Source organism: Piscinibacter sp. XHJ-5 (genome assembly GCF_029855045.1).
Taxonomy (GTDB): Bacteria; Pseudomonadota; Gammaproteobacteria; order Burkholderiales; family Burkholderiaceae_C; genus Albitalea.
This window is the reverse complement of record NZ_CP123228.1, coordinates 6,437,486-6,457,964: the sequence shown is the minus strand read 5'-3', so window position 1 is coordinate 6,457,964 and position 20,479 is coordinate 6,437,486. Positions and strand designations below refer to the sequence as shown.

13 protein-coding genes are annotated in these 20,479 nt (G+C 62.9%); 7 read left to right on the top strand and 6 right to left on the bottom strand.

Annotated elements, in window-relative coordinates; all coding sequences use genetic code 11:
• Nucleotides 1–132: 132 nt before the first annotated feature.
• The gene (locus P7V53_RS30615) at nt 133–5,490 is read left to right on the top strand and encodes a hypothetical protein (RefSeq protein WP_280153255.1); all 5,358 of its coding nucleotides are present in this window, start codon (nt 133–135) and stop codon (nt 5,488–5,490) included.
• Between the two features lie 441 nt (nt 5,491–5,931).
• On the opposite strand, the gene P7V53_RS30610 is transcribed toward P7V53_RS30615, so the two are convergent.
• From P7V53_RS30610 to P7V53_RS30595, 4 genes are read right to left on the bottom strand one after another with little or no spacing between them, the layout of a single operon-like run.
• Nucleotides 5,932–7,014 (bottom strand): DUF4365 domain-containing protein, encoded by a 1,083-nt coding sequence (locus P7V53_RS30610; RefSeq protein WP_280153254.1) that lies wholly within the window; start codon nt 7,012–7,014, stop codon nt 5,932–5,934.
• The gene (locus P7V53_RS30605; protein ID WP_280153253.1) at nt 7,011–8,033 is read right to left on the bottom strand and encodes a hypothetical protein; all 1,023 of its coding nucleotides are present in this window, start codon (nt 8,031–8,033) and stop codon (nt 7,011–7,013) included. The genes P7V53_RS30610 and P7V53_RS30605 overlap by 4 nt, the downstream gene beginning before the upstream one ends.
• Entirely contained in the window at nt 8,026–8,511 is a 486-nt protein-coding gene (locus tag P7V53_RS30600) for a hypothetical protein (RefSeq protein WP_280153252.1), read from the bottom strand. Before P7V53_RS30600 ends, P7V53_RS30605 begins: the two co-directional genes overlap by 8 nt.
• Nucleotides 8,512–8,538: 27 nt before the next feature.
• Nucleotides 8,539–8,712, bottom strand: coding sequence for a hypothetical protein (locus tag P7V53_RS30595; protein WP_280153251.1), 174 nt, complete (start codon nt 8,710–8,712; stop codon nt 8,539–8,541).
• Between the two features lie 93 nt (nt 8,713–8,805).
• Between P7V53_RS30595 and P7V53_RS30590 the strand changes: the two genes are divergently transcribed.
• Entirely contained in the window at nt 8,806–9,954 is a 1,149-nt protein-coding gene (locus P7V53_RS30590; RefSeq protein ID WP_280153250.1) for a site-specific integrase, read from the top strand.
• 359 nt (nt 9,955–10,313) lie between these two features.
• On the opposite strand, the gene P7V53_RS30585 is transcribed toward P7V53_RS30590, so the two are convergent.
• On the bottom strand, nt 10,314–10,589 hold the full coding sequence (locus tag P7V53_RS30585; protein ID WP_280153249.1) for a hypothetical protein: 276 nt from the start codon (nt 10,587–10,589) through the stop codon (nt 10,314–10,316).
• A gap of 48 nt (nt 10,590–10,637) precedes the next feature.
• Between P7V53_RS30585 and P7V53_RS30580 the strand changes: the two genes are divergently transcribed.
• The 5 genes from P7V53_RS30580 to P7V53_RS30560 all read left to right on the top strand — a co-directional run bounded on the left by P7V53_RS30580 (nt 10,638) and on the right by P7V53_RS30560 (nt 17,958).
• Nucleotides 10,638–11,804 carry a hypothetical protein gene (locus tag P7V53_RS30580; protein ID WP_280153248.1) on the top strand — a complete coding sequence of 389 codons (1,167 nt, stop codon included), beginning with the start codon at nt 10,638–10,640 and terminating at the stop codon, nt 11,802–11,804.
• A 34-nt stretch (nt 11,805–11,838) separates the two neighbouring features.
• Nucleotides 11,839–13,656, top strand: a complete 1,818-nt coding sequence (locus tag P7V53_RS30575) for a tyrosine-type recombinase/integrase (protein WP_280153247.1) — start codon at nt 11,839–11,841, stop codon at nt 13,654–13,656.
• Complete coding sequence (locus P7V53_RS30570) at nt 13,653–14,360, top strand: hypothetical protein (RefSeq protein WP_280153246.1); 708 nt, start codon at nt 13,653–13,655, stop codon at nt 14,358–14,360. The genes P7V53_RS30575 and P7V53_RS30570 overlap by 4 nt, the downstream gene beginning before the upstream one ends.
• Before the next feature lie 82 nt (nt 14,361–14,442).
• Nucleotides 14,443–14,931, top strand: a complete 489-nt coding sequence (gene ssb, locus P7V53_RS30565; protein ID WP_280153245.1) for a single-stranded DNA-binding protein — start codon at nt 14,443–14,445, stop codon at nt 14,929–14,931.
• A gap of 243 nt (nt 14,932–15,174) precedes the next feature.
• Nucleotides 15,175–17,958 (top strand): ATP-binding protein, encoded by a 2,784-nt coding sequence (locus P7V53_RS30560; RefSeq protein WP_280153244.1) that lies wholly within the window; start codon nt 15,175–15,177, stop codon nt 17,956–17,958.
• 38 nt (nt 17,959–17,996) lie between these two features.
• Here the strand turns inward: P7V53_RS30560 and P7V53_RS30555 are convergent, their stop codons facing one another.
• Nucleotides 17,997–20,471 (bottom strand): ATP-binding protein, encoded by a 2,475-nt coding sequence (locus tag P7V53_RS30555; protein WP_280153243.1) that lies wholly within the window; start codon nt 20,469–20,471, stop codon nt 17,997–17,999.
• Between the last annotated feature and the right edge of the window lie 8 nt (nt 20,472–20,479).

The following is a 20,479-nucleotide window of genomic DNA, read 5'->3' as shown; positions in this document are numbered from 1 at the left end:
CCTCTCGTTCCTGCCTCTGCAGAGGACCAGTACGATGCGTTGTCGGAACAGCTAGCACCCAAGCTACGCGAGGTGCTGGAGGCAGCAGGTCCCGGTCACCGCCTCCGAGTAACTACGCTGCCAGAGCCCGTGATGGAGCGGCTGGCAGTAGCACTCGTTGACCACCGATGGATCGTGCGCGTACTCAACGAACAGCCGAGTAAGGCGCACGAGGCGACCGCAGCCACGATCATCCGGCTCCGTGATCATGCCGAGGCCCCGGTCCTCGTGTTCTTTCCGCCGGGACCCCGCACGGCGTCTGAAGACTCGCTTGACATCGCAACGTTCACTGAGCTGTCGCTGGCGTCGATGGCGCAGAGCCTCTCCGACGTTTTGCTGGGGCGGCTGGATGAGCCACTTCGCGGAGAAGTGCGCGAGGTGCTGAAGCACCTGGCTGAGGTCCGTCAAATTCGGAACGCCGATGAGCAGGTGGACTACCTTCTCACAGTCATTAAGAACGGCGCCACGCGGGAGGCAGCGGGTGGGGCTATCTACTTGTTCGGCCTCGTACCAGATTTTTCCCTCTTCACTCGCGGCACGGCCACTACGCTAAATTGGATCAGCCGCAATCGGCAGAAATGCGACAAGCTGTCCGACGTGAATCAACCGCTTCAGAAGCGTCTCCGATCGATCGGTTTGAAGCCTGAGACCCTACAGCAGCCGCTGTTTCACTTCTTCCGTGTTCGGCATACGGAGGAGCCCCGCGTGTGGGGACGAGTAGTCGCATGTGATGCGCTGGGCGGCAATCTGTCCTTCGATCGCTGGGAGTTCGCGGACGCCGAAGACGATAGCGAATTGCGCATCGTGCTCGACCCGCTCAACCTGCCGCGTCAACTCGCAGACGACGTTGCGGGGGCTGACCAAATGCCCGTACTGAACGTCACCGGCCGCGACCCGCTCAAGCTGGTATTTCGTTCCGTCCCGGCGCCGGCGCAGGCGCCCGCATGGAAGCACTGGCGCATCCAGCTTCTCGCCATAGGCGGGGAAGGAGCAACCGTCGCCTGGGAAAGCAATAGTTACCCCAAGCCAGCGGGCGGACGCCTTGCGAAGGTACGTCGGTCAATAAAAGTTAAAGATCTGGAGAGCCTGGATGAAGGCACCTACTTCCTCCGGGTTGATGCCTATGACGCCGAAGGCGCGCTGCTCACCACGCCCCGACGCATTGAGCCTAAGGATGAGACTTCGCGCGCCGAGAACGAGTCCGAGCCCTTCCTGGTAGTACGTGAAGAGGTGGTCATCGATGACCCGGACGTACGTGCGACCTTTGCGCCATCGCTCCTCGCGGTATGGTTGCGTGGAGCGTTGAAAGCGCTCGACGGTCAGACGCGCGAACAAGTTCCATCCCGCAGTGGTCTCACCGGATCGTGGAACCAACCTGTCGGTGCTTCAGTCAAGGGGGATTTGCGTTTTGACCTTGAGACCGACGGCTTCCACGGCTTCGCCGTCGTCGTACCCGGTCTGCTGCGCAAGGTTGAGGTTGCCCTTCTCAACAACCCGCGCGCGCTCGGTGTCTACTCGATGGCACTCGGTATGGCGCGGACGCCTGGGGACGTGGAACTAGTACTTAAAGAGCCAGCAGACTTCGCCGGGATCCCTTGCGCCGAAGCCTTCCTATTGGCACGTGAGGAAGTGTTCCGCCGCATCCGGGAGCAACACCTTCCGCCAGGGGCGATGCCCGAGGAGCGGGCGGCTCGCCTCGGGACCGTCGAAGTGGTGGATCTTGCAGCCCACGCTGACGCGATCACCGCTTACGCGCAAGCGTTCGCCGACTTGGTGCGGGAGGCGATGGAACTCGAAGCCACCCAGCGAACTGCGCTCCTCCGCGGTATCGCGTGGCTCGATGCAGTGGAGCTGCGTTGGCGTAGCCAACCGGGCGACCCGGGTCGGGGCATCCTTCTGTCGCCGACACATCCCCTGCGCATGTTGTGGCACCTTCGGCACACCGCAGAATGCGCAAACGCGATTGAAGCGTGGGACCGCCGAACGCATCAGGCTCCTGATTGGCGCCGATTCATTGAGCAACTTCGAGACGAGTTGCTCCCCATGAATCTACCGATGGCGCTGTTCGATCGGCGCGCGCGCGCATATACCGAAGCGCTTCCAATTACCCCTTTCTGGGGGCTGTATCTTCCGGACCGTGATCAGGACGGGCGGCACGTCGACGCCACGGCTGCAAGAGACCGGGCCTTGGCCAGCATGGGCGTCCGGGCTCGCTCCGTCGCTGTCACTACGGTCAATCCTGACGACATTTCGGGCCGGCTATTCGAGTTTGTCGTGCAGCACCCGTACGTCGACCAGCTGCGCCTAAATGTATTCAACCCCGGCAACGGAGAACTCGTTGCCGATGTGCTTCGCGGCGTCGAAGCGCTGCGCAGGGAGCACCGATCGCCTTCGACTTTGCGATATGCCGTGCATCTCTTCGCCCCGCCTGGCCAGCTCGATTCCGTGGGTGAGGCAGTAGAGAGCCTGCTCGACCCAGAGCGCCACGTCGGAGAAGATGACGAGTTCACGCTCGACAGTGGCAACAACCTTCACCCGAAACTACTTGTCGCTCGTAACGACGTGGCGGACTTCTTGTCTGATCACGCTCGTTTCCCGGCGCACCTTTCGATTCTGGTTGAGCAGTTCACGGCTCTCGGACGCGTCGGACTGCTTAACCAGTACCGGCGCGGCTCATTCGTCGGTGGGCTCGTGCAGGAGCCGGAGACCGTGCCACTCGACAGTTCGGATCCTCTTGGTCAGCAAACAACCGGATGGTCCAAGGGCGTTCGTCCCGCGACCCGCACGGTCGCAGAACCGATGGAGAACCTGATTGCTGACGTTCTCGTCGCAACGCACAGACTGCATGCGGCCGTTGCCCTTGGCCAGGCAGTTGGGCCCCAGGTCGGCCCAGTACTCGCTCTTCAGCTCGATGCCGAGGCTCGGGGCCTACTGCGCCAAGTGCACGAGGTTAGCGATCGCGTGATCACCATCGACAGGCACCTCGGTGTCGACTTCTTTGACACGCCGTCAGCCGGGGAAGAGGCCGGGTACCTCCTCGATTTCGCGCCCGAGTTCTTGCAGGAGGAGCGACAACGGATCGTTCTGACCACGCGGAACACCCAGGAAATCGAAGGCGTCCTGTCCCCTATGCTCAGCGGGTACGGAATTAATCTGCGCCCTGGCGACCAAGTGATGGTTCTGGACAGCCTTCGCTCGCTGTCCGGCAGACTTGCCCTGAGGCTTGAAGGCTCATCCACCCGAGCAAAGGAGGTCGTTGGCCTGCTGTTCGCCCGTTGGTTGATGGAGGAGATCGGCGCACTGGACAACCGCATTGTCTTGCCGCTCGATGCCCATCGTTCCTGGTTCATGGGTCCTGGCCCTCAGCGCCGAGCTGACCTGTTGCTGGTGGGCTTCCCCGGGAATGGTGTCGTGCGCATGGACGTGATCGAGGTCAAGCTTCGCGATGAACTGGCATCGTCGGCGCGTGGCCCTCTCTACCGGGCGATGCGTGAGCAGACAGATACCACTGAGGAGCGACTAAGGGGGCTGTTCGATCCCGAGCTCTATGTCCTGCCTCGCGCCGATCTTGCGCTCCGTGCCAAAGAGCTTTCGGGTGTACTGTCCTTCTACATTCGTCGCGCAGTGCGCTATGGCCTGCTCCCTCCGCCGGATGGCGATGCGGCCCTAGCTGTCGCTGAACGTCTCGACGAGGGATACCGACTCGACGTTCAGCGAATGGGCATTGTGTTCGAGCGTCTTGGTGCCGGTCACCACCTTGATGAAGATGAGCCGGGGTTCAGCGTGCATCGCTTCGGAGCGGACAAGGCAAGAAGGCTATTCCACGCTGCGATGGGCCGCCACAACGAGCGTTCTTCTGTTCGCGGAGATCTCGAATCTTCCGCGCCTTCGAGAATTGAGCGAGGCATTCTTGCGATGGCCGACGCGGCTGGTGAGGAGCGTCTTCTGGAGGCGCTGCGTGCCAATCTCTCGGTTCCACCTGCACGCCTCGCGCGCACACCCAACCTTGGGGTCGCAATGACAGGACCAGCATCGGCGCTGGCAGTTGTGGCACAGCCAAGCACTTCGTCGCCCACAAGCGTGACTTCGGCCGCAGTGCCGGGCAGCGCTGTGACGAAATCCCCGACAGCTTCGCTAGAGGCAGGAGTCGCGCCTGATTCCACAGTCACGCCCAAGCTCGCAGAGCCACACGCCGACCGGAACGATTCGAACGAGGGGGCGCGAGTCGAGGTTCCGCCATTTGTACCGGATGTCCTGCTCGGTGCTATGACCCTGACGCCGCAATACGGCGTGCTTGGCCGCTCAGGGTCGCAGTCGGTCGCGATTGATCTCAACGGCTGCAATACGATTTCTCTGTTCGGGGTCCAGGGCTTTGGCAAGAGCTACACCATGGGTGTCATCGCGGAAATGGCGTCGATGCAGAACACCGGCATTAACGTACTCCCGTCGCCGCTGGCAACGGTGATCTTTCATTTCCACAAGAGTGACGCCTACGAGCCGGAATACGTCACCGCCGTAGCACCTAACAGAAAGACCTCGGAGGTGGATCGACTCCTCGCTGAGTACGGCGCACGTCCCAAGGGGCTAGAGGACGTTGTGCTCCTCGCACCTGAATCAAAGGTCGAGTCGCGTCGACGCGACTACCCTGGTCTTGCAGTGGAGCCGATCAAGTTCAGTTCGTCCGAACTTGGGGCAGAGAGCTGGAAGTTTCTGCTCGGGGCGTACGGCAACGAATCGCTCTACATCAGACAGTTGGTGGCCATCATGCGTCGCCACAGGGACGGTTTGACCCTCGACATGTTTCGCCAGGAAATCCAGCAGGCCGGACTAACTACTGCGGCGCTGCGACTCGCCGAGGATCGGCTCGCGCTCGCTGCGCCTTATGTCGACGACAGTCGACGTTTGGGTGCTCTACTACGACCTGGGCGGACCGTCATCGTGGACTTGCGCGACGAGTGGATCGAAAAGGACGAGGCGCTCGGCCTATTCGTTGTCATGCTTCGCATATTCGCCGCTAGCCGTCACAACGGTCGCGAGTTCAACAAGCTCGTGGTGTTTGATGAGGCCCACAAATACATCTCGGAGTCGGACCTGATCTCTCAAGTTGTAGAGACGATCCGCGAGATGCGCCACCAGGCAACCAGCGTGATCATTGCAAGTCAAGACCCACTGTCTGTGCCAAGGGCAATCATCGAACTAACGTCGGTGCTCATCATGCATCGCATGACTTCACCGCAGTGGCTCAAACACCTCCGCAGCGCGCTTGCCGCGCTAGAAGACGTTCCGGACGGAGCAGTCACGTCACTTCAACCTGGCGAAGCGCTCGTGTGGGCGCAGCGAAGTACAGACAAGCGATTTGCCCTCCGACCGCAGAAGGTGACCATTCGGCCGCGATTCACGCAGCACGGTGGTGGCACGAAAACGGCTGTTGACGGCGCGACGATTCGATGACAACGGTTCGAGGAGGACCGCAACACCTTGTCGACGATGCCGGACGGTCCGCGTTTCGGACTCAGGAAACTGCTTGAACTGAAGTCTTCGAGATCGCGTCGTCCAAGTAGCGGACGATCTCGCCAACAGCGAACTGCGGCAATGCTCGATGCCTGGGGCGCGACGATGGAGGATTTCCTGCGCGCCCGTCACCCGGCCATGCTGTCGCTGATGTCGCAGCTGCCAGGCCGCCTAGTCAGGTACCGGGGTGGGGAGCGCCGCTACGTCATTACTGCAGTTGGCGGCTATCAGGAGCGTGTCTGCACGAGCTCACTCACCCATGTCGCCCGCAACGGAAAGCTGCCGACTGGCCTTTTCGCGCAGTGCATGGCGTCCTACTCGCTCGGGGCCAGTCCAGCATCCGCCGCTTGAAGAGCACGTCGACCCATTTGCCGCCGCTGTCTAGTAGAACGACACACGGCCGTGCTGCTTCAGATCGCCTGCCAACCAGTCAACCACGGCGCGCAGTTCGTCATCGCTGGCAATCGAAGCCCGTATGCGATCCAGGAGATCAATAGCGACCGCAGGGGATTGCCACTGGGCCGCGCTGGCTGCGAACAGGATCGCGCTGTGCCGAACGCGCTCGCTCTGGCTCTGATCGATTGCGATCGACTCCATCACTGCCGGCACATTTGCCATGGTGTCCACCAGCACATGTACCGCTTGCCCGATGGTTCCCCGATCAACGCCCGCATCGTCGATCACCGAGAGCATTGTGAGCGCGTCCCTGCGGTCAAATAATTGACGCATTAGTCGAAGCGCCTCCTGACGGACTTCTTCCTCGATGATGTTCTGTCGGCTCCAGAAGATGTCTCCATGCGTGGGGATGTGGCAGAGATGGGCAACGAGAGGGCGCAGGACTCTGTGCCCTTGGAAGTTGGAGAGACAGGAGATTAGGTAGTACCAGGTAGCTACCTGCTGCCTATGGAACGCAAACAGTGCCCGTAGTCCGTCAAAGCAGCGTTCATCGTCCGCTCGATCGGCAAAGGCGTCCAGCGCCCTCCCGAAGTTCTGCTCGCGGCTGTATGGGTCGCGGTAGGCCAGGCAGTGCTGCCGAAACTCAGCAAACGAAGGCTCTGAAAAGTCTTGATCAGCATAGATGCTGAAGGGTCCTTCCTTGACCGCCGCAGGGTTGCGTCGAAGATGGTCGGTGATATCGACCCAGGCCGCTCTGCTCGTTTCGAGGTCGACAATGATCGCAAGCACGGGCAGCGTGTGAGAGGCCCAGTACTCGAAATGGTCGCTATCGGACTGGAACCCGTAGCGTCCACCGGCAGTGCGGTATGAAGAGCCCGACTTGATTTGCAGCGCTACGCAGCAACCCGTGGCACTTTCCTCGACCACAAACTCGACGTAGGCATCGTTTCCAAGGTCGTTCTGTAGATCGATCTCTTGGAACGTGCAGTTGTGGCGCTCGACCAGCGTACGCACGAAGTTAATCCCGTCTCGGCTGGTCGCCTGGGAGCGCTTTCTCTTGGTAGTCATACCCCACCATGCATCGGCATGTCCCGCAGGTCCAGCGCTCGGAAGCTCGCCTCTTCCTGGAAGTGCGTGAACTCCTCCATCAGTGGGTTCACGGCTTCGGGCACGTAGCCCGGCCCTCCCTTGATGAAGTGCGGCATGAGGCGACGCATGATGTCCGCGCCTCGGGCCAGCACGCCTTCATCGCTAAGCGCGCGCAGATAGGGATAGGCTCGATACCGTCGGCGCCACAGCTCGTGCCGGGGAATCCGAGTAGGTGCTGGCTCGCGCACATCCTTCATAGGGCTAAAGTGGATCTTCGAAGGATCGTGTGCATTGCCCTCGAAGGCAATACCACCGTTCCACTCCGCCCACCGGCGAACCACGTCCTTGTGAAACGCATCGAACCACGGGAACCGCGAGGCACCGTCTCCCCGTATGAGGATGGAGGGGGCGGCGGGCATGCCAGCAACTTTCCCCATGGTGTGGCTCTCGAAGAGCAACCAGACGAAGTTCGGCTTCTCGGACGCGCTGTTGCCCGTCCGGGGACGCCGCAGGAGTCGCGCGACGCGGTGACCCACAACGTACGGGTCAAGAATCTCCACGGCCTCGTTGAGGATCACCAGCACGCCGGCCGCATCGGGAAGGCCAAGCACCTCCCTTGTATGCGTGATCTGCTCTTCGGCTGACCGGACGGCGTCTTCTACCGATCGGCCAAGCGCATTGACCAGCTTTCCGTAGATCGCCTCACCGTCCGGCAGGTGCGCCAGCACTTTGCGCACATCCGCCGTTCCATAGAACAACGGCCAGTCGTCCCGCTCTCGATGATGGTCCGCCATCGCTTCAACCTTGTGGGACACATCGTCCGACAGTGTCTTCAGCTCAACAATGACGCTGCGCCCACCAAGCAGATAGTCCGCCTTGCGGCGGCGCGTGGGATCGGAGGGCAGTTCGAGCCGATCGATGACCTCAGTATTGGGAAGCGACTCGACGAAACGTCCGAATCGCTCCTCCAGCCCAAGCTGCCTGTCGGTGCTACTCACGGGGCTTCTTGGTCGTGCCACGATCCTTGAGCTTGAACTGCGGTTCGTAGAGCGTCACGAGGCCGGTGATGAAGTTGCGGGCGTTGGCAATGGCCTCCGTCGCTTCCTGCTCGTTGCAGAACTCCCCTTGGTGCGCGATGGCGTTCCGCCTTGCATTCACGCGATCGGCAAGCGTCTGCAGGGCCGCCATGGCACCTCGCTTTGCCGGATCGGTAGCAACGAGGGGGACGAGCAGGTTACGTAGCTTTCCACTCAACCCGTTCGCCCACTTGAGCAGGCTGTCGACGAACGCGCCATCAAACTGGCTGCGCGCCGCAAATTCGGCGCGAATGGCATGGTTGGCTGCCAACTCGGCGGCCGTCGCCGCACGCACGATCGCGGCAGACCACTCCTCTCGGGAGTGAAGCCCCGAGAGCTTGTGCCACTGCTTCTGCAGCTTTTCGATTTCGGTAAGTTCTTGGTAGGGCTTGTTCGCCATGCGCTCCCGCTCCCGGCAGAAGAGGTATCAGACCACGTAGATCGGACCGAGGGAAGCAGCGAGGATTCCATTGAGGCGCTGGCTCGTCCGTCCGAGGCTATCCTGCGGAGATAGAAAACTATACAAGTAGTTGATTTCAAAGGAGATTTCTCGATTCTCCTGCTGGCGGCGCGGCGTGAAAACACGCAGAATGCGTCGCATGGACCCGAATCACCGACGCCTGTCAGGCATCCGCGATCACATCGGCTTCCCGCTGCGCTGGCCTCTCGGGCAACAACCTGGGAGCACCGAGGAATGAAGGTCGTCTTCACCGACGTGGGGTGTTCAATTTGCGAGCGCACATGCTCGGGTCTACCCGTTTTCGTTGGTCAGGAGCGAGTGCTTTGGGACCCCTCTGACTGGTTGCGCAAAAGGTTCCTTGGTGGGCTGGCGCCTCGTTCGGTCCGTACCTATGCGAGTCACCTGTGTGGACTGCTCGACGAAATGGAGCGGGAGGAGATTACTTGGGCGACGCTCAGCGACGAATGGCTGCTTGCACACTTCAACAAGCATCTGAAGAACGCCCCGCGAACCGCTCCCCAAGCTCTGCGAACTCAACTTGAATTTCTAGCCTGGCTCGAAGCGAATGGCCGAGCGAAAAATCTCATTGGGATTGGCGATCTATTTCGCATAGAACTCGACGATCACGGACGATGGATCTGGCGCGGAAAGCGTCTGAAGCCAATATCGCTGCCGTCACTTCCGAGCCACGAAGCTATCGAGGCAACCATCGAAAATCTCGAGGTCCGGGATCCTGGGCTGAATTCCCGAAACGAATTCATGATGAAGTGGCAATCCATCGTTGGTCTTAGAGCCCAGGAGGTGTGCCTCCTACGCATCGACCAACTGCCGAGCAGAGGACATGCGGAGAAGTTGCTCGATCAGAGGCGTGCTGCCAAGATCAAGCTCACCGTCACGAAGGGCGCAGCTTCCCGTACCGTCTCCGTGCATCCCTTGTTGGTTCTGGAGGCACACGATTGGATCGAGAACGACCGGGAACAGATACTAGAACGCGTAGGGGCGGCGGCCCGCGCGCGCAGGGTGAGCTACGCGGCCCCCAACACCGTTTTCCTTTCGAACCGTGGTACGCCTCTCAACCCAAGGGCCTATTCGAATCTTATTCGCACAGCATTCAAGAATGCTTGCACTAATCACGATGTTGATCCAACTGATCGAGTGTGGTGTCATGGCCTACGGCATCGTGGACTAACGGATGACTTGGCGCACAGAAGAGATGCCGGGCAGCGCGCCCCCGCGCTGCACACCATGCATCAAGCAGGGCACCGAAGCCTTGCCTCACTCAGCCCTTACATACATCTGGTCGATGACGACAGTGTGATGCCGCCTGAGCCGCCTTCATCGGACAAGGATGATCGATCTAACAACCGACGGGCCGACAAGTAGAGGGCACGCGACGTACAACGATCGAACCACACCGTCGTCTTATCAACGTTCCTCCTTTTGTCGCAATGACCGATTCAGTGTTTGTGGTCTCCGGCAAGCCATTCGATTGGAGGCATCTGTCGGGCCTGGATGGACTGCGCTCATGCATCAAAGTGGCTATCGCGGGAGCTGCATCACACTCAGACCCAAGCACATATCTGAACGGAGGTGTTCGACAGTTCTTGGAGTTCGCTCTTGTGCATTCAAACCGAGTCACGCGACAAACGCTGGTCGACTTTCGATCGCACGTCGAGGCGCAATCCCGAAGCGCCAACACAAAGTACGGGCTCTTTGCAAACGCAAGGGGATATGTTGCGAGGCTACAGCGAGCACGCATCGTCGGACAATTTCTCCTCCCCAAGAATCTTCCGCACGAGCCCGCGGTGCACAAGGCCAACCTCTACGAACTTGCACCAGTTCGAATCGAGGAGTTGTCGGAACGGCAGCGTCAACTGCTGAGTGAACTTGAACCATTCGGTGAGCTGGACGATCTTGGGCGATGCGCGGTAGTCGTGGCGCAAGAGCGAATCGAAGCTGTCGCGCGGCATGCGCGCCGGGAAATAAGCGACATTGCTCAGAGATTTGAGCTTGCCCAAGCTGCAATGGCGAAGGTTGGCGCGAATCCAGGGGTTGCATTTGCAGGAATGGATTCTTCCCTCGAAGAAGCCATTGCCTGGGCATACAGTCGGTATGGACGTCTGATGCCATCGTCTCAAGAGATCGACTCGACGCTCTATCGATCTATCAAGAAGCGATTCGGTGGATTGCCGGTCTTCCAGTCGTATCTCGGGCCAACGACCGATTCACTTGCACCGTTCCTTGCGCTGTTCCTCGCGGACTCATTTTGCCAACCCAATGTAGACGATGTTTGGAACTACACGTTTCGTGATTGCGTGCTACAGGGTGGATCGAAGTCAACGGCAATCATCCGATTTGGGAAATTGAGAGGATCCGAGCAAGAGTTTGGTGTCGAGGTGCCGGTCGGGAGCGCCGACGAATGGAGCCTCGCTCGCGCACTTCGGTTCCTGAACGTCTACACCGGGAGCTGCTTGGGCCTGACAGAAGGGTCCGGCAAGCACAAGTACGTGGATGGCAGGCAGCGGTTGTTTCAGCACCTAGATCGGATCGCATCCAAGTCACTTCGTCCCATGGATCCGGGCTCTGTGGTTGACTGCATGCGGCGCTTTCTTGAGCGCGCGGCACAACATGAACCTTCGCTGCGCCGTATCGCCAAGATTGCAACGGGCGAAAATTTCAGGCCCACACACGCACTGATATGCGTGAGCCGGAAGGGGATCTTCGAAGCGCAACGCCGACTTCGGCACAAGGCGATACCGACCACCCAGATCTATACGGACCGAGCCCATATGCGCTCTTCCAGGTCGATGCGCATCATCTCTTTCCAGGAGTACCTCTATCGGAATGCCCTGCGTGCGGGCGAGGAATCCCAGACCGCGGCAATCCCGACCGGCCTCGGCTTGCATTGCCGTGCGCAGCAAACAGACTTGCCGGGAGCATCGACTGAAGAGGGTGAAAGGTGCTGGCGGCCAGACCTATGCGACAGCGGATGCGCCTCGGCCAAACTGGTCCTAGAGGAGCCGGCAACCGTATGCACGTGGATGAGGATGATTCAGCACCTCGAAAGTCAGAGGGGGCGAATGGTGGCGGACTACCCAGAGCGTTGGGAGCAGGTTTGGGAACCCCGACTTGTCTGGTACCACGCGTTGCTTTCAAAGACATCGTCACGTGTCAGAAAGCAAGCCAAAGACCTTTGCGTTTCGACGGACTGGTCGCCACCCTCGTTGACGTAAGAACATGACGCCGGAACGCTCGCAATCCGCGCAAATGAGTGAGCCTGCAATTGGGCAGGTAGTCACATATCCGAAACGCCCCTGGCTGCTATCCGACTTCGACTCGCAAACCTGGATTTTCGGGGAGCCACTTCCAGGGGCGCCACCCGCTTCGTCTCGACTCAACTGGAGCTACGCGCTCGGGAGAAACGGCAACCTTCTCGATGCTAGACATGCGCGTTGGCTCAATGCGGTCAAAGCCGCAACTTGGTGGCACCGAGAGAGCGACCATACAGAGAGTCATCGATCCAGCACGACAAATGCGTACGGGATTCAACTTCGGATGATTGCGGCTTGGGCGATCGATCAATCAATTCGCTCGCCATCAGAGTTCCAGCAAAGCGACATTGAGGAATTTGCGGGCCACATCAAGTCGCTCAATGTGACAGTCAGTGCAGCTTCCTTCAAGCTAAGTTCAGTGAGGTTGTTCTGGCTTCTACGAGATCATCTCGATGAGGCATTAGCCTTTGACCCGTTTCCGGTTCATGGCTCGTTAGAACGTACCGCCCGCCTGGTCGGAAAGGGAGATGCGCACACACATTCCCTGGAGCCGCAGCAGATATTTTTTGCATTCAATGAGGCGCTGAAATGGCTCGATAGGCTCCACGAGCTAAAGGCGGCTAGAAATTGTGTCCTGGCGATTTCCCAGGAGTACGAATCGAAATGGACCGATCCTCGTGGCCGACTGATTTCTGAAGCAGTCTGCGCTGAAATTGCAACATGGAAGTGGTTCAACCAGGAGTCGCTCAGGGAGGGACCGTATCCGTCTGAGGTACTAAGGAAAGAGCTTGGCAAGTGCTATGGCGCTCTCCTCGTCCTCATCTTCGGGTTCGTCGCCTTCAGAAAGCATGAGGCGGCATCCTTGAAAGAGAGCTGCATCGACGTCACCGCGGCATATCCTGAATTACTTGGTCGAGTTCGAAAGACCAGCAAAACCCCGACGGGCAAGGAGACTCAGCGACCTGTCCATGCAATCGTTGTCCAGGTTGTGGATGCACTTCGCGCACTCAGCGTGGACCTTCGCCGGGACAAAGACGACAGCTTGATCTTGACCGATCCGGTCTGGTCGCGCCGATATAGTGAGCCTGCTCAGCCTGCGACGACTCGTTTCCTCTACCGTGTCATAGACGAATTCGCGCTGTCAATCGGGCTCGACATTCATCGTCCGCTTCGACCGCACATGTTGCGAAAGGCATTTGTTCTCTTGCACATGTGGCGCTATGAAATCGGCGACCTAGAGACGCTCGCCTCATACTTGTATCACGAGGACGGCCAATACACACTGGACTACGTGGGCGTAGAGGATGCCGATCGATATCTGCCCGAAGCACAGCAGTCCCTCCTTTTCGACGTGTTCACGCGGGCAATTCTCGGAACCTCTCGCTTCGCAGGCGGCTTTGGAAGTTGGTTGTCTCGCCTCAGACTGCGGCTGCAGGCCTCAGTTCAGGTCTTGTCTCTTGACAGGATCTTCCAATACGTCAAGCGCCTAGCTGAACGACAGAATATGTCGATCGTGCCCGGCCCTCACGGGTATTGCATTCGATCGAATACGCGCGATCGACATGCGCGCTGTTCGACGGACGGCCTCGGGCCGGACTACGCAAATCGAACCGATGTCCATTGCGCGGCATGTCCAAATCTTTTCGCTCACGCGGGTTCGAGAGAGCACTGGATCGGGCAGAGGAAGGTGCACGTGTTAGTGATCTCTCGTCAGGACGCTCCAACGCCATTGAGGGAAGCTGCTGTAAAAGGGTTGGAGGCGTGCGATCGCATATTGGCCGGGATGGAAATCGACCGTGGAGCCAACTCATGACCGGCGCGCCCAAGACAAAAATCCGTCAAGCCGGTCCATCAACGAAAGGTGCCGCAACCGCTCCAGCGATCGCACTTGCACGGAGCGCCGCGTTTGCCGAGCGAGTTCGTCAGGCCTTGAGCGAGCTTTTGGTGGAGGTTGACACGCAGTTGAGCGTCAGCATGGTCTTGGCGAAAGCGGGCGTAAATCGAACCACGTTGTACTCTCGTCGAAAGGATGCAATGCGCAGTCATGTGCATCAGAAGTTGATCGATGAAATCGATACTGCGATTGCGCAGCGAGCCGAGAAAATTGCTAGCAAGGGCCGCCGTAGCCGATTCCGCGAAGAAGTCGGAAGGCCGTCTGATGCCCCGGACGTGGCTGCTTTGGCCAACGAACTGATTAAGCAGCGAGACGCGGCTGAAGCCGAGGAGAAGAGGCGCAAGCGTGCGGAAAGGCGCGAGCGGGACGCAGTGATGACGGCCTACACCTACGCTATTGCGCTCAGGCAGTGCTGGCGGGTCCCGTCTGAGTTGCCAAGGTCGCTTTCAGACTTCATCTCGCAGGCCGAGGCCGAACTGCAAGTGGGCGATCAAGGCGACCTTGAGGCTGCTGCCGTCGCGGGAGCGCACCTGGCGTCCGACAGCCGGGGCCGCCCGCCTTCGGACGGGCTCCCTGGTCCGGCGGGTGCGTCGGTAACGCCCCTCCGAAGGACTGAGAGATAATGGCGACCTTCATCTAGACTGTCTAGATAGCGACTTTGGCGGGGTCACCGCGCCGCCGCTACGTTTCAAGGAGATAGACACAGTGGCGAGCGTGAACAAAGTCATCCTCATCGGCAACCTCGGCCGCGACCCCGAGGTCCGCTACACGCCCAGCGGCTCCGCTGTGTGCAACCTGCGCATCGCCACCACGCGCAACTGGAAAAACCGCGACAGCGGCGAGAAGCAGGAAGAGACCGAATGGCATTCGGTCGTGCTGTACGACCGCCAGGCCGAGGTGGCCGGCGAATACCTCAAGAAGGGCCGCCCGGTCTACATCGAAGGCCGCCTCAAGACGCGCAAGTGGCAGGACAAGGACGGCAACGACCGCTACACCACCGAAATCGTTGCCGAATCCATGCAGCTGCTCGGCGGTCGTGAAGGCATGGGCGGCAGTGACGAGGGCGGCGGCTACAGCCGCGGCGGCGAAGAGCGCAGCGAGCGCAGTGCGCCGGCTGCCAAGCCGGCTGCCAGCAAGCCCGCCGCCAAGTCGTCCACCGGCTTCGACGACATGGACGACGACATTCCGTTCTGAGCGAAGTTCGCGTTTTCCCCCATCGCTGCGGCGGCCTGCGGGCCGCCGTTTTGCTGGGGCGCACGCACGGCATGGGAACGCGCCAATCGGCGTTGACAGGCCCTAACATCTGCCGTGGCGATCAGGGGTCGCCTCCTTCTCTTGCAAGGACAACAACAATGGGTGTTGCAGCGAACCAGCCCGGCCGCGGGCACATCGTTGGGGCGCGACCGGCGGCGCGAGTCCCTGCCTGACGAGCCCCAGATGCGCAGCATCGGTCTTCGCAAGCGCCTGTTCCTCCTGGCCGCCGTCGGCATCCTGCCGCTCGCCTTCATGTCCGGCATCGGTCTGTATGCGCTCGCACTGCAGCAGCGCGAGCAGATGGAACGGGCCAGCCTCGAGCTGTCGCGCGCGCTGGCCAGCGCCGTCGATGCCGAGCTGCGCGGCGCCAGCTACGTGCTGGAGGCGCTGGCCACGTCGACGTCGCTCGACAGCGGCGACATGCAGTCGTTCTATCGCGTGGCGCGGCCGGTTGTCGCGACAAGACCGCAATGGCGAGCCATCATCCTGGCGCGTCCCGATGGCCAGGTGCTGGCCCACACCGGCTATCCGCCCGGACGCAGCGACCTGGCCATCGCAGAGCCCGAGAGCTTCGATCAGCTCGTGCAGACCAAGGCCCCGCTGGTTGGACCGCTGAGGCGCGGCCCGCGAGGCGAGTTCGGCGTGCCGGTTCGCGTGCCGGTGGTGCGCGAAGGGCAGCTGCGCTTCGTCCTCACCGGCGTCATCAACCCCGAGGCGTTTCTCGAGGTCGTCAATCGCCAGCGCGTCCCCGAAGACTGGGTGGTGTCCATCTTCGACTCCAAGTCGGCTCGCGTCGCGCGCTCGCGCGCGAACGCCAAGAACATCGGCACGCCGCCCGCGCCCAGCCTGCAGCGGCTGATGGCCGCGGGCGTCGACGAGGGCGTCGGCGTCACCTATGCGCTCGAAGGCGACGCCGTTCTCAGCGCCTACACGCGCATCAAGGGCAGCGGCTGGTCGGTCGCCGTGGGCATCCCGATGAGCAGCGTGGAGGCCGGCACCTGGCGCTCGTCGCTCGCGTATGGCGGCGGTGTCCTGCTGTCGGCCGTGCTGGGTGCCCTCGCGGCGCTGGGCATCGCGCGCAGCGTGAACCGTCCCATCGCCGAGCTGCGCCGCGCCGCGCAGGCACTCGGACGCGGCGAGACGCCGACGATGGCGCCCACCGACATCCACGAGATCCAGGAGGTCGCCGACACGCTGGGTGCGTCGGCCGAGCAGCGCGCCCGCGACGAGGCCGAGCGAGAGCGGCTGCTGGCGGCCGAGCGCGCGGCGCGTTCAGGCGCCGAGCAGGCACGGCGCCGGCTCGAAATGCTGGCTTCGGCCGGCGCCGTGCTGTCGCGCTCCCTGCAGCCGCATGCGACGCTCGAAGCGCTCGCCTCGATCATCGTGCCGGGACTCGCCGACTGGTGCCGCGTCGACCTCGTCGACGCCGAGGGCCGGCTGCAGCGCGCGCTGACGCACCACTCCGATCCGCAGAAGTCGCGGCTGGGCGCCGAGCTCGTGCAGCGCCTGCATGCGTCGGCCAACACGCCCGGCTCGATGGCCTGGACGGTCGCCACCGGCCGCTCGCACCTCGCCCACCTCGACCGCCCCAAGGACTTCGACAGCGCACGCGACCACGACCTGCTCACCTTCGCCAAGGCGATCGGGATGCGCTCGTACTTCATCGTTCCGCTGGTCGCGCGCGGACGCACGCTGGGCGCCATGGCGGCCCTGCAGGCCGAGTCGGACCGGGGCTTCGGCGACGACGACTGCGCGCTGCTCGTCGAGCTGGCGCAGCGCGCCGCGCTGGCGCTGGACAACGCTCGCCTGTACGCCGACGCACAGATGGCGCGAAGCCAGGCGGAGCGAGCCAACCGCGCCAAGGACGAGTTCCTCGCGATGCTCGGCCACGAGCTGCGCAACCCGCTCGCCCCGATCGTCACCGCGCTGCACCTGATGGCGCGGCGCGGCGGGGGCGAGGCCGCGATGGAGCGCCGCATCATCGAGCGGCAGGTGGCTCATCTGCTGCGGCTGGTGGACGACCTGCTCGACGTGTCGCGCATAGCACGCGGCAAGATCCAGATCGAGCGCGACCGCGTCGACATGAAGGCGGTGGTGGAGCGCGCGCTGGAGCTCACCCAGCCCGCGCTCGAGCGCCGCGAGCGTCCGATCGAGGTCGATGTGCCGTCCGAGCCGGTCTTCGTGGCGGGCGATGCCGTGCGCCTGGCCCAGGTGCTGTCGAACCTGCTGAACAACGCGGCCAAGTTCACGGCACCCGACGAGCGGATCGTGCTGCACATGCGCCGCGACGGCGCCGACGTGGAGATCGTCGTGGAGGACAACGGCAGCGGCATCGTGCCCGAGCTTTTGCCACGCATCTTCGACCTCTTCACGCAAGGCGAGCAGGGCATGGACCGCCACTCGGGCGGCCTGGGGCTCGGACTGGCGATCGTCAGGACGCTGGTCCAGCTGCACGGCGGTACCGTGGTCGCCGAAAGCGAGGGGCCGGGTCTGGGAAGCCGCTTCACGTTGCGCCTGCCTGCCGTGGATCCCCCGCCCACTGCCGATGCGCTGCCGGCGCCCGCGACGCCACGCCCGCGCCGCAGCGGCCGCGTGCTGCTGGTCGATGACAACGCGGACGCCGCCGACACCCTCAGCGAGCTGCTGCGCGACGCCGGCCATCAGGTCTGCATCGCGGCCGACGGGGCGGCGGCGCTCGCCGCGCTCGACAGCTTCGTCCCCGAGCTGGCGCTGCTCGACATCGGCCTGCCCGGCATGGACGGCTACGAGCTCGCCAGCCGCCTGCGCGCCGATCCGCGAGTCGCCGGCGTGCGCATCGTCGCGCTCACCGGCTATGGCCGCGAGCCCGATCGTGCGCGGGCGATGGCCACGAATTTCGACGAGCACCTGGTGAAGCCGGTGACCGCCGAGCGGCTGTTCGACGTGACGGATCGGCTGCTGGACGACACGGCGGATACCGCGGCGTAGGCGGAATGGGGGCCGCTTCGCTGCGGCCACATCCCGGGTCAGACCGTATTGCGGCTCGTCGCCCGTGCGATCGCTGCCGCCAGCGCCTTCGCGTTGATCGGCTTGGACACGTAGTCATCCATCCCGCTGGCCAGATAGGCCTCGCGGTGCTCGACCATCGCGTTGGCCGTCATCGCGATGATCGGGATGGAGGCGACACCGTCGGTCAGCGAGCGAATCGCGCGCGTCGCGGCCTCGCCGTCCATCTCGGGCATCTGGATGTCCATCAGCACGAGGTCGTAGTGCGTCGATTGCACCTGCTGCACCGCCTCGATCCCGTTGCCGACGATGTCGCTGTAGTGGCCCATCTGGTCGAGGATGGCCTTGATGAGGATCTGGTTCACGCCGTTGTCCTCGGCGACCAGGATGCGCAGGCCCCCCATGTCCGCACCGGCATGCAGCGTCGACTCGGCGGCGCTCAGCCGCTCTGCATCACCGCGCACCATCGGCACGATGACGCGGAAGGTGCTGCCCACGCCGACCGCGCTGTCGACCTCGATGCGTCCGCCCATCAGATCGACGATCTCGCGGCTGATCGCCAGGCCGAGCCCGGTTCCGCCGTAGCGGCGCGCTGTCGTCGCGTCGGCCTGCATGAAACGGTCGAACAGCTTGGGCATCGCGTCGGGCGCGATGCCGATGCCGGTGTCGCGCACGGCGATCGTCATTTCGACGCGCTCCTCGGGCAGCGGCCGATGGGACACCTCGATGTCCACGTTGCCCTGCTCGGTGAACTTGAGCGCGTTGCCGATCAGATTGAACAGCACCTGGCGCAGCCGACTCGGATCGCCGCGCAGCGCGCGCGGCACGTCGTGCGGCATCTTCAGGTTCATCGCCAGCCCCTTGGCCTGGGCGCGCACCGACAGCAGCGAGACCACCTCGTCCAATGTGGCGGACGGATCGAACTCGACGATCTCCAGCTCCATGCGGCCGGCCTCGATCTTCGCCAGGTCGAGGATGTCGTTGATCACCGTCAGCAGCGTCTGTCCCGAGCTGCGGATCAGCTCGGCGTAGCGCCGCTGCTCCGGCGTGAGGGGCGTGTTCAGCAGCAGGCCGTTCATGCCCAGCACGCCATTGAGCGGCGTGCGGATCTCGTGACTCATCGCCGCGAGGAACTGCGACTTCGACTCGTTGGCCGCCTCGGCGGCGGCCTTGGCGCGAGCCAGCGCGCGTTCGGCGGCGGTGATGTCGCGCGTCACGCTGACAACGCCGCCGTCCGGCGTGCGTCGCTCGATCGCGTGCACCACCATGCCGTGCGCCAGCTCCTGCTCGTACATGCCGTTGCCGCTCGCGTGGATGGCCATGCGGCGCTCCAGCCAGGCGCGCCGCTCCTCCTCGTTGCCCTCGGGCAGCAGCGCCGGCGCGATGGCCCCGGCCAGCGTCTGGAACGGCACGCCCACGCCGATGACATCGCGCAGCCAAGGGAAGATCTCGAGGTAGCGCCGGTTCCAGGCGACGACGCGATCGTCCGCGTCGCACAGCAGGAAGCCGTCGGCCATCGCCTCCAGGGCCTGGTCCAGCGTCGCCTTGGCCCGGGCCACCTCGCTGCGTGCGCCGCCCAGCCGCGCCATCTGCCACTGGATGAAGCCGCCGGCGGCCATGAACATCGCGATGAAGGCGGCAGCGACCTTCAGGATGTCGCCGCGCTCGCGGCGCCATTCGGCGAGCGCGGCATCGAGCGGAATGCTGGCGGCGATCATCACCGAGCGGTACAGCGTGGGCCGCGACACCACGATCGCCGGAGCCGCGCCCAGCCGGCCCGGTGCGCGCTGCGACACGCCGGTGGCTTGCCGCAGGTCGAGCGGCGGGCTCAGCTTCTGGCCCATCAGCCTCTCGTCGGGCGGCACGCTGGTCAGCAGCTGGCCGTCCTCGCGCTCGAAGGTGACGACCAGGCCGCGGATCTCGATCGCCTGCGACAGGATGGTGGCGAGCAGCGAGGCCGGCACTTCGCCCACCACCAGCACGCTGCGTCCGCTGGCCAGCCGCAGCGGCCGGGCGAAGTAGAGCACCCGCTCCGAGGTCGCGAAGTTGACGACCGGCGCACTGATCGCAAGCTGCGGCGCGCTCTGTGCGAGCACGTCGGCCGCGAATCCCTTGGGCAGGTCGACGCCCATGCGCTGGCTGTTGGGCTGCGCGGCCGCCAGCACCGAGCCGTCGTCGGCCAGCACCGCGACGTCGCGCACCAGCAGGTGCCGGCTGGTCAGGTCGAGCAGCAGCTGATTGGCGTGCGGCGCGTTCAGCGAGCCGTCGGGCCGCACCGCCGGCCGCAGCAGCGAGTCGATGCCGGCGAGCAGCACGTCCACGCCCAGCAGGGTGCGATTCAGTGCCGCCTCCGCGCCGCTCACGAAGCGTTCCGCCTTGGCCTCGCTTTCGCGGACTGCGTCGCGCTCACCGCGGGCGACCAGGCTCGCGGTGGCGGCGATGGTGGCCGCGACGAAGAGCGTCACAACGCCCCAGATCGCAGCCTGGACTCGCACGGGCAGCG

Bases quoted from the DNA above. Each gene is read 5' to 3' on its own strand.
- P7V53_RS30580 (WP_280153248.1), top strand. From the start codon at position 10,638: ATGGATTCTTCCCTCGAAGAAGCCATTGCCTGGGCATACAGTCGGTAT.
- P7V53_RS30560 (WP_280153244.1), top strand. From the start codon at position 15,175: ATGCGCAGCATCGGTCTTCGCAAGCGCCTGTTCCTCCTGGCCGCCGTC.
- P7V53_RS30610 (WP_280153254.1), bottom strand. From the start codon at position 7,014: ATGACTACCAAGAGAAAGCGCTCCCAGGCGACCAGCCGAGACGGGATT.
- P7V53_RS30615 (WP_280153255.1), top strand. From the start codon at position 133: ATGGAGCGGCTGGCAGTAGCACTCGTTGACCACCGATGGATCGTGCGC.
- P7V53_RS30575 (WP_280153247.1), top strand. From the start codon at position 11,839: ATGAGTGAGCCTGCAATTGGGCAGGTAGTCACATATCCGAAACGCCCC.
- P7V53_RS30570 (WP_280153246.1), top strand. From the start codon at position 13,653: ATGACCGGCGCGCCCAAGACAAAAATCCGTCAAGCCGGTCCATCAACG.
- P7V53_RS30595 (WP_280153251.1), bottom strand. From the start codon at position 8,712: ATGCGACGCATTCTGCGTGTTTTCACGCCGCGCCGCCAGCAGGAGAAT.
- P7V53_RS30600 (WP_280153252.1), bottom strand. From the start codon at position 8,511: ATGGCGAACAAGCCCTACCAAGAACTTACCGAAATCGAAAAGCTGCAG.
- P7V53_RS30590 (WP_280153250.1), top strand. From the start codon at position 8,806: ATGAAGGTCGTCTTCACCGACGTGGGGTGTTCAATTTGCGAGCGCACA.